Below are 18427 nucleotides of genomic sequence, written 5' to 3' on the forward strand. Positions count from 1 at the left end.
GGAGTTTATATTTTTGCTATTTTGCGTAATTTAGCAATTATTTCGGCATCTAGATAAGAAGGAGCAGAAGATTTATTATTAATCCAATTATAAAGATCATTATCATTTTGATCAAGTATTAAAGAATAGCTTCCAAGTTTTTTTTCATCCATTAAGGATAGGTACTTTTCGGCAAAGCTACCGAGTATATAATCCATTTCTCTGCAACCGCGATTTTTACTACGGTAAAAAAGTTTCTTTTGTAAAGAGTTTTTATTTAATTTATTCATCTATAACATCTTGCAAAATTTTTTTATAATAATATTATTAAAATAATCATATACCAAGATCATTTTAAAATGCTTTAATAATTCAGCACTCTAATAAATCCATTCTACATGGGTAAAATTCTATTAACTTTGTATTATCAATAACAGCAAAAAAGCGTAAATATGTCGGTTCAAAATATCTGTTCTACAAAAGCTTATGATATGCTAATTTCAAATGATAATGCTTTTCTTGTAGATGTTAGAACTAGAGAAGAGTGGCAACAAGTGGGGATACCTCATTTAGATAATAAAAATAAGGTGATCTTTCTAAATTGGCAATTGAATAAAGATTTTGAAGATAATTTTTTATCTATCGTTAACGATAAAATTCATGCAATAATATTTTTTCTGTGCCGTTCAGGATATAGGTCATTTATCGCAGCAAACTTTATAACTAATATAGGTTATAAAAATTGTTATAATATTAGTGACGGCTTTGAAGGAAATAATCAAGATAAAGGCTGGAAACAAAATAACTTACCGTGGCAGTTTTAAGTGAGTACTAACCAAATAATTTTAACGGATCAAGGTGATAATTATGTAAATGTCTGGAGTCACGTGGCTCAAGATCTTTACAATCATTACGGTGAAACTCTATATAATAGCTGGTTTAGTAAAGTCAATTTTATAGAGTCTTCATTAAATACCGTTATTCTTTGTGCCCCTACTAACTTTGTTAGAGATTGGATAAAATCCAAGTACTATATGGTCATATTGCAACTATTTCAACATTATAATAATACCATTAAGTCAATTGAAATAATTACTAAAGAGTTACCTGGAACAACCCAAACAGTTATAGACTTACCTACTAAGACTTTTGCCGATATCGGCAGCAGTGAGCTTAATTCGGAAAATATCTTTTCAACCCTTGACGTACGTTTTACTTTCGATAATTTTGTGGTTGGAGCCCCAAATGAGCTAGCTTATGCAGCCGCAAGAGCGGTTGCGGAATCATCAGGTGCGGTTTCTGAGTCTAATCCGCTTTTTCTATATGGCGGCGTAGGGCTTGGTAAAACTCATTTAATGCATGCAATCGGTTGGTACATCAAGCAGAATAATCCAAGCCGCAAAGTGATATACATGTCGGCAGAAAAATTTATGTATCAGTTTGTTAAAGCTCTGCGTAATAAAGAAGTAATCTCGTTTAAAGAGAAATTTCGTTCGGTTGACGTGTTAATGATTGATGATATTCAATTTATTTGCGGTAAAGATAGTACGCAGGAAGAATTTTTCCATACTTTTAATACATTGATTGATAATAACCGTCAAATGGTTATTTCTTGTGATAGATCGCCTTCAGATTTAGATAATATTGAAGATCGGATAAAATCTCGTCTTGGATGGGGCTTAGTTGCCGACGTTCATAGTACTACTTATGAGCTACGACTTGGTATTCTAGAATCTAAGATTGAGCAGATGAACGTTAAAATACCAAAAGACGTAATTGATTTTTTAGCATCTAAAATCGTTTCAAACGTTAGAGAACTTGAAGGAGCTTTAAATAAGGTGATCGCTCATTCTAATTTTACTTTAAAAGAAATTACACTCGAAAACACACAAAATATTTTGCGGGATTTACTGCGTTCTAATGAAAGAATAATTACCGTTGAAGATATTCAGAAAAAGGTAGCTAGCCGTTATAATATTAAGTTATCCGATATGTCTTCATCACGGAGATTACGAGAAGTTGCAAGACCGCGTCAAATAGCCATGTATCTTAGTAAAGCATTAACGCCGAAAAGTCTTGCAGATATCGGTAAAAAATTCGGTAAAAAAGACCACACGACGGTTATGCATGCTATTAAGAAAGTAGAAGAATTACTGGAAAACGATATAGAATTACGCGAAGAGATTAATTTGCTAATGAAAATATTGCAGAACTAAATGTCATACCGTGGTCAAGCTGACTTTGTTGCATGGTCCGAAAAACCGACTCGATGTCATTCCCACGAAAGCGGGAATCCCGGGTAAAGTAAAATAAATCGAGCTTTTAATTGTACAAACTTATTGCGTATAACCTTTAAATTACTGGATTTCCGCTTTCGTGGGCATGACATAAACAACCATACAATAAGCCAAAACGTCGCAGGAATGACATAGATATATATCAAATGCTCTCAAAAAACGATTCAGTAAAAGAAATTTTTTCAAGATTCTCCGGAAAATACCAAATTAACAGAATTATAGATAATTATGGTTACGGTGAGGGGGTAGCATATTTCTTACTTAAAAGTTTAAATGAATTAATCTAGAAAGAGGAATTACAAATTCACTATCACGACTACGATTATCAAATCCACGCTAATCAAGAATGGTGAGCATGCGAGTCCTCCGAAGTTTTGCAGAAACAATTCTTCAAATCATTTGAGTATACAAGCTACAGGCAATCATCTATGTGGTAAAGATCAATATAATACTACCTATGTATTTTTAAATCCTGATTCATTTACTCTTAGCTACCAAGTTCTAGGACCTCAAAAAGACCATAATATTAATACTGTTTTTAATCGTATATAGTATTAGTATGTTCTCCAATTAGTTTAAAATATTCTTTCATACTATTGTCTATATCAGTTGTTTCCAAAGTTTGATTATTATCATCATTTGAATCATATATATCTTTAATCTCTTTTGAGACGAGGTAGGAGAAATAGTTTGATTAAATTTGGGGGTAATATCTTGTAATACATTCTTAGCATATTCAGGTGCATCAATATCATACCATTCTTTTATTTTAGCACATAAAATTTGTAGAATTTCAGGTAGGATTTTTTTAATTTCTTTCTTGAGAGATGAGTGTTTTTGAGCTAAAAACCCTTCAATATTTTTTAAGCTTTCAGTAAATTCCAAGTAGGTTATTTCAATTAAATCCTTTAAATCTTGAGAAAAATCCTTTTTTTCAAGCAATTTAGTTTTTGTAAGCTTTAAATTGCGTTCTCCTTCTCCTATATTGTTTACTTTAAGAATTAAAGCAGTTAAATTTTGGTCTAATGCATTTAACAAATTTATAGAACAATTCTCTAATTTATGCACTTTTGCTAAAAAAGATTTTATATCATTGCTTTTTACATTATCCATATTTTTGTAAAATTACATTGAAGCTAAGATGTCAAATATTCGTGCTATATTTGCTAGTTTATAATTATTTAATTTTTTACTAAGCCATTCTATTAATATATTACCTTCTTTAATAAGTAATAGATTACCATTTTGTACATTTGTAGTGTCATAAATCTATTGGACAGGAATTTGGTAACACATATTTATAGTTTTTCAGTATACCTCTTGTTTGAGCAACGGCATGCTCAGCAGACATAGGAAAAAACTCCTTATATGATAATAAATATACTATTTTTATCAATAAGTGCTAAAAACATAGGAGCCGTAAATAAGGTTGCATTATTTCTATGCGTTGCAAGCATAAATAACCAATGTGTTAACTTTTCTGCAAAGTAATTTAGTTTTCGCGGTAATTCTTCTATATTTTGTGTCGATGCTTTAGCATGCACAACTTCAAATATACGTTTTATAATAGCATGTTTATATTCATGTTCTTGCTCAAATTTAGATAAAATTTCATCATACTTTCCTAAGCCAGGTACATCTGTTTGTACATTACCGGTTTTATAATGTACTATATGATTAATTGTAAAAGTTTCTTCTTTAGTATTTGAGATCTTACATATAGTAGATAAATCACTATTTATTTCTTCTAAAATCCGGTGCTTTAGCTGATTTTATTATTCCTGCCAATCATTTCAGCAAAAGCTAAAAGTCATTTAGAATTATGTATGGGTTATTACTTATACTTTTTTAAGTTGATATTACTGTTTTGCAATTCTTGTAATAATACTTTCTTTGCATGCTGAGCAGTAATACCGTCTGCTAAAGCAAATATCTTAGGAATAGAGTGATTTGGATTAAATACACAGTGCAATAGCTTTTGATAATCCTTATCACTTATATTTTCTTTGTTATAATCTTTAAATAATTATGTTTATTAAAAGCAGTTTTGATAATATTAAAATTTTCTTCGTAATACTCATTATCTACAACTAATATTTCAGATTTAATTTTTTTATAAATATTTCTAATAGTAGAATATTTAAAAAATCTATCAGCTAAATTATGTAATACTAAACCTAGCTTAAGTTTAAAATCTTCAGAGTTATATATATAATTAATATCTAGTATATTTTTAAGTAAAAAATTAAGATACTTAGATAAAGTATAATTTTCTTTTAACTCTTCATCAGAGGAGCTATCAAAGTTTTCGTATTTTAGCATTATTATTTATAGTAGAATTAGTGTTAAATTATTTAGAAAAAAATATCCCTATAAGGGGTGTGAAAGTATCTAGTGTCTCCGTAAGGGCACTGAAATCATCTCTATACAATAAATCATTTGTAGTACAAAATTCTTTAATATCTAAAGTTTGTCCAGTATTTCCCTCAAAACAATACATAAATGCCAAAGCTTCCATAATTTTCTTATCTTTAACAAATTTAAATAATTGTTCTTTTCCATAAGTTATTGTATCTTCAACATCAGCTAAATCTTTCTCTACTAAGGGCATCATTGTATTTACTTCTTGAGCTAATAACTGAGGATCTATATTACTAGGATGACTTAGCATATCTCATACCATTGTAGTTATAATATTAGCTATATACTAAAATATTAATCATTAATTAAGTTTTCTTTACTAATAGTGACAATTTATTTTATAAGTTAAATTTCAGTTTAGACTTTAGACAGATAAGTTTTTATTGACAAAAGTTAATTTTTATTGTATTTTGCTCGCTTAGTATTTTTGAAAGGTAGTTATGGTAGATATAAACAATAATAAGATTAGCTTAGCACTATTTGAAGGCGGTGGAGTAAAAGGAAATATCCATTTAGAAAAATTAAAAATAATGGAGCAAATAACCGGTAAGCCTACTTGTGAGATATTCGATTTTACTGGAGGGACCAGTGTTGGAGGACTTATTTCTATTTTGCTTAATTTACCGAATCCTAATAATCCCGGGAAACCTTTATTCAGTGCAGAGCAAGCTCAAGAACTGTTTGAAGAAATGGCACACAATATTTTTCCGGTAGGATTAACTTTTAGAAAACTTTGGAGTTTTAATGGCTTATTCAGCCATAAATTTTCTCCTGAACCATTAGTAAAATTATTGAAAGAATATTGTAAGGATTATACCCTCAAGGATTTAATCGGTGATGTTGTAGTTACAGGTTATGATCTAAATAATAAACAAAATCCTCTTATAGCCTTCTCTACTATAGATGCTAGACAAAGTGAAGAGAATGATTATTACATTTCAGATATAATACAAGGCATCACTGCAGCACCTGGATATTTCCCCAGCCACAATTTCCGTAATATAACCAATACTAAATCACATAAAATTATTGATGGTGGAATATATGCTAATGACCCAACCTTACAAACATGGAAATTATTAAAGGAAAATAACTATCACATAGACAACGCTTTGTATTTATCATTAAAAGAAGAAAATAATGATGATTACCAAACTGTTTGTTGCGGCGGAGGCATACTAGAACTAGTGAAAAATAATATGCCCAGTAAAATATTAGCAGCAACACAACAAGCTGATGAAAAAACCGCTCAAAGCATTTTTGGTAATAAATTAATAGAAATAGCTACTTATATTCCGGAAAAACATGCTGAGATGAGTAATTCTAGTACTGAAAATCTGCAAGCACTAAAAGAATTTGCTAAAAAATCTATATATGGAAGCTCCACCTTTAGAGATGCACCTTATAATGAAAAGTTTAAAGAAGCTATTGATAAAATAATAAATCATTATAATGCAAATAACCCTAACGACCAAATTGTCATGAATAATTTTTATAAAGAGTTATTCCATATTAATACTTCTAATAACGCACTTGATAAAAGTTTTGAAAAGGAAGAGGATATAGCAAACAACGAGGATACAGTTAATATACCGATAGCTCAAGCTCTAGATTCTAAAGATATAGAACCTGGGAAAAAAGAATTATTAGCAGGTATCAAGGAGTTTTTTAATCCATTCATCGAAAAAAATCCAGAAGCAAAAGCAGATATAGAGAATTTTTTACACGAAATAAAAAATTTGACATTAGCAGAAATTGAAAAAGGTATTGTTAGTTTTAAAGAAGCTAGCTTAAAATGGCAAGCCGAGCAGCATAACCTTGATGTATTTAGTAGCTGTCGTATGGAAACCTTAAAAGAGGATATGACTCTTGAGGGTGAAGAGCATACAGATGATATACCAGGTTATCTCTAACTTTCTTAATGTCATTCCCGTGTAGGCGGGAATCCAGTCAAAAAAGTATAAATATGCTAGACTTTTAAAACTAAAAGTTTGATTTATCTCGCTTTACCTTGGATTCCTGTTTTCGCAGGAATGACATCGAACGCTTTCTTCGGGCCATACAACAACACCACAGCTGCTCATAATGACGACACCTGTGTTTAGTTAGGAATATTTGACTTTTTATTATATAAAATCCAAATACAGTAAAACGAAATAGCAGAGCTAATACTTAAAACGAAGCATAATAAAGCAAAATTGCTTATCGTTGTGCCGTGTATTTTAGAAACCAAATAAGTTACAGCAGCGATAACTACGTAGTATATTGCACCAAATATAGATCCTGCTGTACCTGTTACTTTAGCATAATCCTTCAGTGCATAACGAAGCGTCATAGGGATAAGTAGATTATGCCCAACCATATGAATCATCATCGGTGCAAATATCATAGCGATTGCAAGATTATGACTCGTTGAAATAACTTCTAATATAAAAGCATTTACCGCAAATAATATACAACCGCACAAACTAATAAAATGCTACTGTAAACACTTTCAGTGGCTTGATGCAGCTCAAAAGCACTTTTACTAAAATCACCTCTTTCTAATGGGTATTTACAATCAATAAAAAAACTCTTGCCTCTACCAAACCAGTATTCATAATCTTCTTTAGCCATTTCTTTTACTTCACTCCAAGGCAAATTTTTAGCTCGAGAAAGCTGCTCGCCACTATCATATAAAAAAATACCTTCATTCTTAATGTCGGTATAAAAATAACGCCCTTTTTCAAGCTTGTCTATCCAAGGTTCTAGCGAAAAAACCTCGGCTTTTCTTAAGCCTGTTTGTTCTAACCTTTTTTCTATCTTAGATTCTACCCTTAAAGTAACATGCTCCTTAAATTTATCTTTTTTTCTACTAAAAAGTCAAAATCACTTGTATAACTATAAGTAATATGATCTTCTGTATACATATCTTTAACCCAATCACCTAGCATACGAGCCATACAAGATAATCAAGGCAATTTTATCCTTGGCAACAGCCAAAATTTGCTGCACTATATAATCAAGCCTATCTTGAACTTCAAGAGACCGTTTTGGTCAAATTGTTTTCATAGCTGATCGTTATTTAAACGTTAAATCTAAAATGTACTATATCCCCATCCTGCATTTTATATTCTTTACCCTCTAAACGCATTTTACCTACTTCCTTGGCTTTTGCTTCACTACCGAGATTTATGTAATCTTTATAGCCGATAACTTCTGCTCTGATAAAACCTTTTTCAAAATCGGTATGAATAATACCGGCAGCAGCCGGTGCAAGTGTGCCGTCTTTAAAAGTCCAGCTATGGGCTTCCTTTGGTCCTATAGTAAAAAAGCTTTTAAGGTTTAAAAGATTATACCCCTCTTTAACGACTTTACTAAGCCCTGTTTCGTCTAAACCTATAAATTTTAAAAACTCTTCCTTTTCTTCCATGCTTTCAAGTAAAGCAATTTCAGCTTCTATTTTTGAAGAAATTACGACACTTTTAGCATTTTCTTTCTTTGCTCTTTCCGCTACTAATTTTGTAAATTCATTACCTATAGCTGCATCTTTTTCAAGTACGTTACATATATATAAAACGGGCTTAGAGGTAATTAACTGCAATTGTTTTAAATTATCAACTCTTAAAGCTTCATTTAGCACTCTTGCAGGTTTATCCTCACCTAATACCTTATAAACCTCTTTTAACAGCTCTATCTGCTCTGCCATTGCTTTATCGCCTGACTTCAAGCGTTTTGCACTTGTAGCTAAACGCTTTTCAACCGATTCTATATCGGCAAGTATTAATTCCGTTTCAATAATCTCGAGGTCATGCAGCGGATCGACTTTGTTATGTACGTGCGTTATATCCTCATCTTCAAAACAACGCAGTACGTGCAGTATTGCATCGACTTCCCTGATATGAGATAAGAACTTATTGCCTAGCCCCTCCCCTTTGCTTGCTCCTTTAACAAGCCCTGCAATATCGACAAACTCAATATAAGACGGAATAATTTTACCGCTTCCGGCTAAGCTTGCTAGTTTATGCAAACGCGCATCAGGCACTAAAACTTTGCTGCTATTAGGCTCAATAGTACAAAACGGATAATTAGCGGCATCTGCAGCCTGACTTGCCGTTAAGGCATTAAATAACGTCGACTTACCGACATTTGGCAACCCAACAATTCCGAGTTTTAGTGTCATAAATTTTTCCGTAAATAATACATTATAGAATCTTTTTCGTAACCGTGCATAGCAAATTCAATTTTATACCCCAGTGTCTCATAAAACGATTTTGCTTGGAAGTCCATAGTAACAAGATGAATAAAATTACAGCCTCGTTCACGTGCTAAATCCTCAGCCTTTTGCATTAGTACAGTACCATAATAATTTTAGTTTCTTATATTTTCATTAACAAAGAGTGAATCAATGTAAAATCCCCCCAAAAACTCATACCGCTAATTCCTACAACAAAATTTTTATCCTGATCTAAACAGGAAAATGAAAAAGATTCAATATCTCCTACTAACCCCTTTTGTTCTCTAGCATCTTTGTTCAAAGCCTCAATAATTATAGTTCTATGAGTTCTATCCATTGCATCAGCATAAACAATTTCAAAATTTTGTGTCATAAATCTTTGCTTCTTTGCTGTTTAGTTTTAATATCGTTTTCCCGTCATTGCGAGGAGATGCGTAGCATCGACGTGGCAATCTCAGGAATTCTATACTACTGCACGAGATTGCCACGTCGATGCTACGCATCTCCTCGCAATGACGAGTTGGTATCCACTCAGCAACGTCGATCAAGTCGTAGGAATAACATTGAATATATCAAGCTATCTTATTCTTAAATTCTTCTAACTTATTCTCTAATATTAAACCAAAGTTACTAGTGATTCTATCTATATCTTGCATTACTGTTTCATACTCCGGTTTAGAGAAATTATTAAGTACGTAATCTGCTATATCCTGATTATTTTGCGGTCTACCGACTCCAATCCTAATCCGATTATAATTATTACCTATAACCCCATCAATCGACTTTAAACCATTATGCCCACCATTACCGCCACCGGTTTTAAATTTTATTCTACCTGTTTCTAAATCAATATCATCATGAATAACAAAGATTTTTGCGGGGTGGATATTATAATATGTTTTCACCGATATCACTGACTTACCAGACAAGTTCATATAGGTGGTAGGCTTTATAAAAATTATCTTTTGTCCATCACTAATAGTTTCAGCAATTTCACAATTGAATTTTTTCTTTGTACTAAATGATGAATTATATTGGTTTGCTATTTTCTCTATAGCAATAAAGCCGACATTATGCCTCGTATATTGATACTCTTTTCCTGGATTACCAAGACCAATAACAAGAATCATAATAATTTACCTAAGTAAATAGTAATGGAAAATTTTTGAAGAAGTATTGATTTGCAAGAAGTACAGAATAATGTCATTCTTAGCTCAGCATTATTGCGTGGATCGAAAAACCTACCCGATGTCATACTATGGCTTGACCACGGTATCCAGAAAAAAATTAACAAAGACTGGATACCGCTACAAGCTCGCAGTATGACAATTAAAGATTACCGGATTCCCGCTTCTAGCTAGGAATGGCATAAAACGAGCTAAACAACAACGCCTACGAATCCTCGCAATAACGATTTAAGTATCTAAGCAAGTCCTTATCGTGAAAATTATCTTACTTCCCTGCTTCAGCGGCTTGTTGTTCCCCTTCAGCTTCAGTTTTTGCTCCTCTACGTCCTATAATAGTTGCAAGGACAAATTCTTTTTTTGTAACAAAACTACATCCTTTTGGTAATTCTATTTTTGACGATTTTAGCGAAGTAGCCATAGGCATATTAGTAACATCTATAGTTACGTTTCTTGGGATATTATTAACATCACATAATAAAGTAACTCTTCTTTTTACTATATTAAAGTATCCACCTCTTTTAACGCCTAAAGCTCTTTCTTTCCCTTCATATACTACAGGTACTTCCATTTTTTGGGTTTTCTCTTCTAAAAAGACAAAATCAACATGGCGTACTATATCCGTAACAGGATGTAAGTCTACAGCCTTCGGCAATACTTTATATTTTTTCTTATCAATTGTTAAATTAATTAACTGAGAGATAAAAGCCGGCTTTCTATAATATTTAGTTATTTCCTTTTCTTCCAAAGAAATACTAACAGGTGTTTTAGCCGCTCCATAAATAATAGCCGGAACACGCCCTGCTCTTCTTAATGCTCTTGCTGCTCCCGTACCGAATTCCGTGCGGGATTCCGCTTCAAGTTCTAATATTTCACTCATTATTACTCCATATTAACTTATTATAAATCTTCATTATCATACTTAAGTACAATTAAAAATTCAAGTAAATTAATTTTTGACTATAATATATTCCTTAGTTAAAATTCTTTAATTTATTGGATATTGAAAAGAAATTTAGTTCTAACCGAAATTATTTTGTAAGGAAATTATGAAACAGATACAACCTAAGCGTATTGCAAATCCCTCAAACTGTGGAGAAGAAATTGCTGCCAAGGATATAATAAGGATTTTCTCCTTGAATCTATTATGTACTCTTCTGACGCTGACTATAATTTGGGAGTGACAGCGAGAGTGAAGATAGTGAAGATGACGATTCTTATGTATCAATACTCTTGTTAAAAATTAAAGAACCGGAATGCAAAATTCACTTAGATTTAGTTTAGTATATTACATATGTGCTACCAAACAAATGTTAGAGAACAAGCAGACAATGCGGAGGTTTCTAATTTAGACAATGAAAAGCAGGTAATTACATGTAGCACAACTCCAACAATTCTGTACCGAAAGTTTTCAATTGAATCTATGATAACATCAACATCAAAAAGCAACATAGATGCTGACAAAATTATCTTACCTTTCCCTTCTGTAGAACAACAAAGACAATTAGGGAAATTATATAGTTATAATTAAAATTTTTAAATAGCTTTACCCTTCTAATTCTGACAATGGTAACGTTGGAATAGTAATATTATTAGGTGATGAAAAGGGGTCATACGGCGACCTAAATCTATGGGATATTTAAAAATTTATGAGTTTGCAGAGATAATCTAGCACCGCTCTCTAATGCTAATTTTACTGCTAACTCATTATTTTCGCCATTAAGTCTTTGGTTGTTTTGATCCATAGGTTGAATAAAAACCGGTATATTATAAGAGGTTTGCCCTACTTCCGGTATGAGACTATATTCTAAAATATTTTTAGCAACGATAAATTTCACCGCACTAATTTTAGGCAATAAATCTTCTCTTATTTTACTATAACCGGTTTTACCTACCTTCGGCGAACAAATTATAGACACTTCTTTCGGCAAAGAACGATATAACGTACCGTTAGTCTCTATTTGAACTTTAACATCTCGGTCTAATAACTTCTGACATAATAACTCTATAGGTTGACGCATCGGCTCACCGCCGGTTATTACTACTAAATTAATCGATTTTTCATTTTTAGAATTTAATGCCAGGCTTTCTACTTTATTCAAAATCTTATCTATATCTACTAAATCAAAATCTTCAAACTCCGTATCACAAAAATTACAAGCAAGATTACATCCTCCAAGCCTAATAAAGATCGCAGGACAACCTACAAAAATCCCCTCCCCTTGTATAGTCTTAAAAATAGACTGTACCTCTAACCGAGTACCGTCACCGTTTAATATGCTTCTTTTAGGATTTTGTCCAAACATTTTTAAATTATTATCGATTGATTAAAAACATTATAGTACATTTTTATAAAAAAATCTTGCAATAACTAATAAAAAAAACTATTATCTAGGTTTCATCGGTAATATGGCTTTGGTATGCCTAATGTTTTACCGTTTCAACCTAGAAATACCAATTATAAGGAACAATATGCCTAAATTAAAAACAAAATCTGCCGTAAAAAAACGTTTTAAACTTACTGCTAGCGGCAAGGTTATTGCATCTCAAGCAGGTAAAAAACATTTTATGCGTCGTCGTACTAAAGCTCAAATTCGTAACCTTAGAGGAACTACAATACTTTGTCCTCAAGACGGATATAATATTAAAAAATATTTTTTACCGTACGGTATAAATTAATTAACTAGGAGCTAAAGCAATGACACGTGCAAAATCAGGAAAAATTTCCAAAAGTCGACATAAGAAAATCCTTAAATTAGCCAAAGGCTATAGAGGTAGAGCAAATAGCTGTTTTAGAGTAGCTATTGAAAAAGTAGAAAAAGCCCTCCAATATGCTTATAGAGATCGTAGAAACCGTAAACGTGATTTTAGAGGCTTATGGATTCAAAGAATAAATGCAGCAGTAAGAGAACATGGGCTTGTTTACTCTCAATTTATGGGAGCTCTTAAAAAAGCAGAAATCGATATAGATCGTAAAGTACTTGCAGAACTTGCCGTCAATAACAGTGACGGATTCGTAAGTATCGTAGAAAAAGCAAAAGCACATATTTAAGTATTTAATGTCATCCCGTGGCTTGACCACGGGATGACATATTTATAATAATTAATTTTTATTTTCGTTCGGTGTAAATATTATGAAACGTACATTTCAACCTAGTAATTTAGTTAGAAAAAGAAGACATGGTTTTAGATCTAGAATGGCGACTCCAACCGGAAGAGCAATCTTAAGAAAACGTCGTGCTAAAGGTAGACATAAATTATCTGCTTAAAATAATCTGACTTACCAAATTGTCTATTACCTCTTTAAAAAATCAAAAAGAATTTGAGCTTATAAATAAGCTTGGAAAGAAGCTCTATGAGAGATATTTTATTTTGGTAATCGCCACAAAACTTCCAAAAAGCTTCCTTGAATCAAAATATAACACCTTTTTAGGAATCAAAGTTAGCAGAAAGCTAAATAAAAAAGCTGTAGTTCGCAACAAAATTAAAAGGCGTATACGACATCTAATTAGAATTATTGTTAGTGATTCTAGCTTTAAGGCTATAAAATTTGCAATGATTATTATACCGAGAAAAGGATTTGAAGAGATAAACTTCTCACACTTGAATTATGAATTAAGTAAAGTAATTTTAAGAAATATTTAGATTTTAATAGACCTCTTCGGAAACTCGCTTATAGAGAGGAATTTGAAGGAGACACGGAACGCAGAACCGCAGCATACAAAAGAGTACGTGAGGATTCGATGTACCGGATCGACGTACAAATTACCTCTAGAAGTAGAGTGTCCGAAGAGGTCTATTGAAATGACTTGGCATTACTCACGTGGCTTGGTTTTGCCGTCATTGCGAGGAAAAATTGAAAATTTTGACGAAGCAATCCAGTAAAAAATTCTGATCTACAGATTTTTTACTATTTTTTATAGATTGCCACGCTCCTTGCAGTCGCTGCGTTGTGGCATGGCTCGTTTTATGTCATTCCCGCGAAAGCGGGAATGACATCGAGTAGGTTTTTCAAGCCATGCAAGCAAGCCTTCCACAGGAATAATATTGAATTTTATTACTTATACTCCCTCTGTCCCCTCTCCTAATGCTGGTACTTCTTCTACTACAGTAAGTGTTGTATCTATAGTATTTTCTTCAGACGTAATAGTATTTATAGTAGAATTATAATATTTTTCTACTAATTCGATAACGTCTAAATTATGCGTCTCTTCTGCCTTATAAATATTAGAGCTACCTACCTCTATAGTAGGATGCTCAAGTACAGCTTTTAGAATCGCTAAATCACCTTTCTCTATAGCGTTCGCTATACTAGTATCAGTGTATAATCCTTTCTGATTTAACATAGTCTCTATCTTGCTTAGAGAAAATTTATTAAAATTATATGCTTCTAAGGTTAAAGCTCTACTAAATACCCTGATTAAGTCATCGTATGTTAATTCTTTCGGCTTTGTTTCTATATTTAAGTTAAATATTTCAGGATATGATTCATGATATTTCGCATGAATATTTTTATAAAATTTTAAGCTTTATATTCTTTATGGAGAAAAGCCGGCAACTCCTCTATGCTTTTCATCTGTTTAATTTTATTAGCACTTAAAGAAAAACTATAAATTTGATCGTCTAATTTATAGCTTATACTAAAATCTGATGCTACTAATAGATGAAAATGATCTCTTATATATTCAAATAAAGAGTCATTTTTTGTTCTAGCATCGTAATTATTTTGAGCTAATAGTACAATATTTGCATCGCTGGCCTTATTATAAGTGCATAAACACCATATTGCCCTGTATACAATCTAAATGATGTTGAGCGGCTCCTGAATGACAAGAAAATATATGAACAATATTACATTGATTTGCAGTGGTATTATTTTATATTTTATTAAGCAGTGTAATATCTAACACAGAAGTTGTACCTTCATCAGAAAATATACGCATTGATAAGTAAGAAGGCTCAGGCATAAAATATGATTTAATTTTTCCCACTATAAATTAGTAGGTTTATAGAAAAACTCTAATCCATGTGCACTTATAAAATATTCACTACCTGTACCTGAAGGTAAGTCAGCTAAGGTTTTTATTTCCTTGATATCAGGATTTTCATTTCTCACACTTATATTCGGGCCTTTAAACAATATTTTTTGCATATTTATATCCTTATATAATTAACTTAATTACCATATTCTATGGGAATTACCACATAATATGGCAATTTTTTATAAAAGTCAAGATATAGTTGGTATTTTATTCATAGCTGTTAAGTTTTTAATAAGAAAAAATCATATAAAGCTATATAGTATTTATAAAAATTTAGAGTTGATAATTATAGATAATAGCATTAAGAATAAGGCTATAGGATAACCATATGGTGATTTAAGCTCAGGCATTACGATAAAATTCATGCCGTAAATACTAGCTATTAAAGTGGGTGGGAGAAAAAATATAGTAACCAACGAGAAAATTTTAATAATATTATTTTGTTCAATTGCAATCATACCGAGTGCTGCGTCTAGGGTTCTTGCAATCTCGCTAGATATAAATTGTGAAAAATTAATTATTGAGTCTACGTCTCGAAGCAATATATCTAATAGATCCTTAGATGCTTTATTGTGAGTTATTTGTGGAGATTTTAAAATATATTGAATAGCCATAGTTAAAGAAAATAAACACTCACGGCTTTTAGAAAGTAAATCACCTTTTCGACCTATTTTCTTTAATACATTGGTATGATCTATACGCAAATCATTAATATTATTATCAAGTATTAAACGTCCATAATCATCAATATCCATACTAATCGACTGTACAATATTCGATAATCTTGTTACCATATTACGAAGTAACATAAATAAAATATTTTCTGCATTATGTTTGTTATTAAGCTGCTTAGCAAATTTATTTATACAGTCATTAAAGGGTATTAATTCTACGTAACGAACTGTTATAAGACAACATTTATGCAAAATAAATACTATAGAATGTGTTTCAGGAAATTCTTGCTCTTTATTAACGAGTTCCGTAATAGTTAGATATAATGCCTCATTTTCAACATATAACCTCTCAGAAATCTCAATTTGCGATATGTCCTTTAAAGTCGGTATTTCTATATTTAATGTATTGTTTACTATTACTTTTTCTTCATCTGTTATATTGAATAAATCAACCCATAATGTGGATTCATTAATAATATATTCTTCATTTTTTACTATAGAACTATTTTCCTTTAAATATGTAGTTATCATATAATCTCAAATATGTTTTTTATAGAGATTAACAAACTTCACTCTTTAAAGCAACTTAAAGCTTTTATTCTCGTAGATGATGCCTATTATTAGACTTCTTGCATAACCTATCTAGAAAGAGGGACTTGAAAGAAAGACGGAAGCACTTGCCACCGCAGCGTACACGCAAGTAACGTGAGGATGCGAGTACCGGATTGACGTACAAATCGCCTTTAGAAGGAGGTTATGCAAGAAGTCTATTTTCTAAATAACAAATAATATACAATATAAAACCATCCAAAAAATCCATGAATGATAGCCCCTAATATTGATTTATTCACATTAAATGATATTACTATGCAAGTATTGTTCCAAGAGCAATACCACCATATCCTAAGTAATTCATATATTTTATCCTTAATATTTTTTAATATTATTGTAGGGTATTTATTATATTTTATTAAGATACTTTATGAATTAAAAATAATTAATTTATATATTATTGCTTAAAAACTACTTTATGGGACTGTTAACAAAATAACTTTAATTGTGATAATTAAAGAAATTTTTTAGCGAAAATTAATAATATTTTTGAGAGGACATATCCTATTTCAAAAAAAAACTTATAATTTATAGCTAACAAGAGCAGAGAGGCCACAGACAAGAAACAACAGCAGTTATGAAATGTTCGGCATTCGAGGGCTTACAAAGACATTGCTGCCAATTTTTTAAGTTCTATCTGAATATATACGTGCCTTACAAAAGCAGAACTTTATATATTAATTATTTTTTGGCAGTAAGATTCCAAATTTTCTCTGCTTTACTTCCAAGCTACCAAAAGCTTATTCCTAGAATTGTAAAAATACTGCTTTATGAGTTGTATTCAAAAAATCTTGTATATAAATTAATAAATAAAAAAGTAACCCCGAATCCTTTAGTTACCGAATTATCTTGTTTTGAACCGTGATAAATAGCTACTCCAGACATTAAGGCACATAATAAAGACCAATGAAATAATTCTATCGGCTTTACTTAAGTAATAATCTTCAGGATCATAATTTCCAAATATTGATAATAACCACATTGCAATAAATGAGTATAATAAACCAACTACAAGAGTTACTTGAGTAAAATGATTGAATGTTTTATTTTCTTCTAGTGCAAGAGCAGAGAATGCTAATATTCCTCCAAATAATATAAAACGTAATGGATAATTCATACCTAAGTAATATGCTCCCCATCCTGACATATACCCGGTTTCTGCTCCCATCCAACTACCTAGTGCAATTAAAGCAACGCACCAAATTAAATTTGATTTAGAGAAATATCCTAATATGGCATAAACAATAAAAGATAAAAGCAATAAAATGGAAAAATGTCCACTCCCTGAATCAAATGCTTTTCCTAGTTGATAAATAGCACAAACAGTGGTTAAGACCCCTCAAAATAATACTGCCCCATTGCTAAAAATTTTCTCTGGTTTTTGTTGCTGTCTTTTAAAACCAACAAAATAAATTATTCCCGATAAAGTTGATAAGGTAATAAATTTCGGCAGATACGGGGCATTAAAAATATATTCTAATAATTCGTGTAGATAACGATCAGACAAAATAGCATTAACTATACATATTCAAGAAACCCAAAAAGAATATCTAGCTAATTTCTGCCAATCAAAATTTAATATTTCTATATCGTGTTTAAGTAATATAGTTGTATTATACAAGTAAACCGGCGTTATTCCATTTATTTAATGCTGAAAAAAGTATCTTTGCCTGTAATTTAGCAATTTTCATAAGTTAATCTAAATATCTCCAAAATTTTAATAAAAAGATATTGTTACTATAAAATATGTCAAGCATTACTAGATTCTGTGGACAAACTACCTTTAAAAGGAGTATATGCAATAAGTCTAATGAGTATATAAGCAAATAAGTTTTGTTACTCATTACTTTAATTCTTTCTTTAGACAAAACAGTATTTGTTTTTGAGAAGAGATATAGGAAATTGAAAAAAGAAAAGAAATTATAGTCTTAAAAGCAAACAATTAGTTAAAGATAGTGACAGTAAATATTTGGACTGAGTAATTACTTATATTTGTATAAGT

Annotated in this window: 23 protein-coding genes and 3 pseudogenes; 9 read left to right on the forward strand and 17 right to left on the reverse strand. The window is 31.2% G+C overall.

The annotated features are described in order from the left end of the window. Positions 1-5: 5 nt before the first annotated feature. Positions 6-269, reverse strand: a complete 264-nt coding sequence (locus C4Q30_RS02935) for an FAD assembly factor SdhE (RefSeq protein ID WP_103897166.1) — start codon at positions 267-269, stop codon at positions 6-8. Positions 270-431: 162 nt separating this feature from the next. On the opposite strand from C4Q30_RS02935, the gene C4Q30_RS02940 reads away from it, so the two are divergent. The 4 genes from C4Q30_RS02940 (at position 432) to C4Q30_RS09500 (ending at position 2828) form a co-directional block, all read left to right on the forward strand. Further along, positions 432-803: a rhodanese-like domain-containing protein gene (locus tag C4Q30_RS02940; RefSeq protein WP_103897167.1), complete on the forward strand. Its 372-nt coding sequence runs from the start codon at positions 432-434 to the stop codon at positions 801-803. Further along, the gene (gene dnaA, locus C4Q30_RS02945; RefSeq protein WP_103897168.1) at positions 804-2195 is read left to right on the forward strand and encodes a chromosomal replication initiator protein DnaA; all 1392 of its coding nucleotides are present in this window, start codon (positions 804-806) and stop codon (positions 2193-2195) included. Between the two features lie 227 nt (positions 2196-2422). Beyond that, complete coding sequence (locus tag C4Q30_RS08755) at positions 2423-2563, forward strand: hypothetical protein (RefSeq protein WP_167535735.1); 141 nt, start codon at positions 2423-2425, stop codon at positions 2561-2563. Positions 2564-2675: 112 nt separating this feature from the next. After that, positions 2676-2828, forward strand: coding sequence for a DUF6314 family protein (locus tag C4Q30_RS09500; RefSeq protein ID WP_222610397.1), 153 nt, complete (start codon positions 2676-2678; stop codon positions 2826-2828). Positions 2829-2876: 48 nt separating this feature from the next. Here C4Q30_RS09500 and C4Q30_RS09505 read toward each other — a convergent pair whose 3' ends face one another. The 4 genes from C4Q30_RS09505 to C4Q30_RS02970 all read right to left on the reverse strand — a co-directional run bounded on the left by C4Q30_RS09505 (position 2877) and on the right by C4Q30_RS02970 (position 4947). Further along, complete coding sequence (locus tag C4Q30_RS09505; RefSeq protein WP_245207453.1) at positions 2877-3389, reverse strand: hypothetical protein; 513 nt, start codon at positions 3387-3389, stop codon at positions 2877-2879. 251 nt (positions 3390-3640) lie between these two features. Next, positions 3641-3820, reverse strand: a complete 180-nt coding sequence (locus C4Q30_RS09510; RefSeq protein ID WP_245207454.1) for a hypothetical protein — start codon at positions 3818-3820, stop codon at positions 3641-3643. A gap of 451 nt (positions 3821-4271) precedes the next feature. Next, positions 4272-4598, reverse strand: a complete 327-nt coding sequence (locus C4Q30_RS02965; protein ID WP_103897170.1) for a hypothetical protein — start codon at positions 4596-4598, stop codon at positions 4272-4274. A 28-nt stretch (positions 4599-4626) separates the two neighbouring features. After that, positions 4627-4947: a hypothetical protein gene (locus tag C4Q30_RS02970; protein ID WP_103897171.1), complete on the reverse strand. Its 321-nt coding sequence runs from the start codon at positions 4945-4947 to the stop codon at positions 4627-4629. A 190-nt stretch (positions 4948-5137) separates the two neighbouring features. Here C4Q30_RS02970 and C4Q30_RS02975 point away from each other — a divergent pair, with 190 nt between their 5' ends. After that, a complete protein-coding gene (locus tag C4Q30_RS02975; RefSeq protein ID WP_103897172.1) occupies positions 5138-6610 on the forward strand; it encodes a patatin-like phospholipase family protein in 1473 nt (490 codons plus the stop codon). 188 nt (positions 6611-6798) lie between these two features. Here C4Q30_RS02975 and C4Q30_RS02985 read toward each other — a convergent pair. From C4Q30_RS02985 to C4Q30_RS03030, 9 genes and pseudogenes are all read right to left on the reverse strand, one after another. Then, positions 6799-7167, reverse strand: a pseudogene (locus C4Q30_RS02985) (Bcr/CflA family multidrug efflux MFS transporter); the annotation flags it as partial. Then, on the reverse strand, positions 7137-7313 hold the full coding sequence (locus C4Q30_RS09515) for a hypothetical protein (protein WP_245207455.1): 177 nt from the start codon (positions 7311-7313) through the stop codon (positions 7137-7139). The gene C4Q30_RS09515 and the pseudogene C4Q30_RS02985, both read right to left, overlap by 31 nt. Before the next feature lie 200 nt (positions 7314-7513). Further along, a pseudogene (locus C4Q30_RS10445) lies at positions 7514-7679 on the reverse strand (nucleotidyltransferase domain-containing protein). An 82-nt stretch (positions 7680-7761) separates the two neighbouring features. Further along, on the reverse strand, positions 7762-8859 hold the full coding sequence (gene ychF, locus C4Q30_RS02995) for a redox-regulated ATPase YchF (RefSeq protein ID WP_103897175.1): 1098 nt from the start codon (positions 8857-8859) through the stop codon (positions 7762-7764). Beyond that, positions 8856-9026 (reverse strand): N-acetyltransferase, encoded by a 171-nt coding sequence (locus C4Q30_RS03000; protein ID WP_024704620.1) that lies wholly within the window; start codon positions 9024-9026, stop codon positions 8856-8858. The genes ychF and C4Q30_RS03000 overlap by 4 nt, the downstream gene beginning before the upstream one ends. Positions 9027-9055: 29 nt before the next feature. After that, positions 9056-9286 (reverse strand): acetyltransferase, encoded by a 231-nt coding sequence (locus C4Q30_RS03005; RefSeq protein WP_103897176.1) that lies wholly within the window; start codon positions 9284-9286, stop codon positions 9056-9058. A 199-nt stretch (positions 9287-9485) separates the two neighbouring features. Then, positions 9486-10043, reverse strand: a complete 558-nt coding sequence (pth, locus tag C4Q30_RS03010; protein ID WP_103897177.1) for an aminoacyl-tRNA hydrolase — start codon at positions 10041-10043, stop codon at positions 9486-9488. A 322-nt stretch (positions 10044-10365) separates the two neighbouring features. After that, positions 10366-10977 carry a 50S ribosomal protein L25/general stress protein Ctc gene (locus tag C4Q30_RS03015; RefSeq protein ID WP_103897178.1) on the reverse strand — a complete coding sequence of 204 codons (612 nt, stop codon included), beginning with the start codon at positions 10975-10977 and terminating at the stop codon, positions 10366-10368. A 748-nt stretch (positions 10978-11725) separates the two neighbouring features. Beyond that, a complete protein-coding gene (locus tag C4Q30_RS03030; RefSeq protein ID WP_103897179.1) occupies positions 11726-12403 on the reverse strand; it encodes a 7-carboxy-7-deazaguanine synthase QueE in 678 nt (225 codons plus the stop codon). A gap of 166 nt (positions 12404-12569) precedes the next feature. Between C4Q30_RS03030 and rpmI the strand changes: the two genes are divergently transcribed. The 4 genes from rpmI to rnpA all read left to right on the forward strand — a co-directional run bounded on the left by rpmI (position 12570) and on the right by rnpA (position 13742). After that, complete coding sequence (rpmI, locus tag C4Q30_RS03035) at positions 12570-12776, forward strand: 50S ribosomal protein L35 (protein ID WP_004997924.1); 207 nt, start codon at positions 12570-12572, stop codon at positions 12774-12776. 19 nt (positions 12777-12795) lie between these two features. Beyond that, on the forward strand, positions 12796-13149 hold the full coding sequence (gene rplT / locus C4Q30_RS03040) for a 50S ribosomal protein L20 (RefSeq protein ID WP_014014575.1): 354 nt from the start codon (positions 12796-12798) through the stop codon (positions 13147-13149). Between the two features lie 82 nt (positions 13150-13231). Then, the gene (rpmH, locus tag C4Q30_RS03045) at positions 13232-13366 is read left to right on the forward strand and encodes a 50S ribosomal protein L34 (protein WP_011270688.1); all 135 of its coding nucleotides are present in this window, start codon (positions 13232-13234) and stop codon (positions 13364-13366) included. Between the two features lie 19 nt (positions 13367-13385). Next, entirely contained in the window at positions 13386-13742 is a 357-nt protein-coding gene (rnpA, locus tag C4Q30_RS03050) for a ribonuclease P protein component (protein WP_103897180.1), read from the forward strand. A gap of 416 nt (positions 13743-14158) precedes the next feature. On the opposite strand, the pseudogene C4Q30_RS03060 reads toward rnpA, so the two are convergent. The 3 genes and pseudogenes from C4Q30_RS03060 to C4Q30_RS03075 form a co-directional block, all read right to left on the reverse strand. Further along, positions 14159-15249 (reverse strand): annotated as a pseudogene (locus tag C4Q30_RS03060) (hypothetical protein). Positions 15250-15402: 153 nt separating this feature from the next. Then, complete coding sequence (locus C4Q30_RS03065; RefSeq protein WP_103897181.1) at positions 15403-16344, reverse strand: magnesium transporter CorA family protein; 942 nt, start codon at positions 16342-16344, stop codon at positions 15403-15405. A gap of 925 nt (positions 16345-17269) precedes the next feature. Continuing rightward, entirely contained in the window at positions 17270-17686 is a 417-nt protein-coding gene (locus C4Q30_RS03075) for a hypothetical protein (protein WP_245207456.1), read from the reverse strand. Between the last annotated feature and the right edge of the window lie 741 nt (positions 17687-18427).

Source organism: Rickettsia fournieri (genome assembly GCF_900243065.1).
Taxonomy (GTDB): Bacteria; Pseudomonadota; Alphaproteobacteria; order Rickettsiales; family Rickettsiaceae; genus Rickettsia; species Rickettsia rickettsii.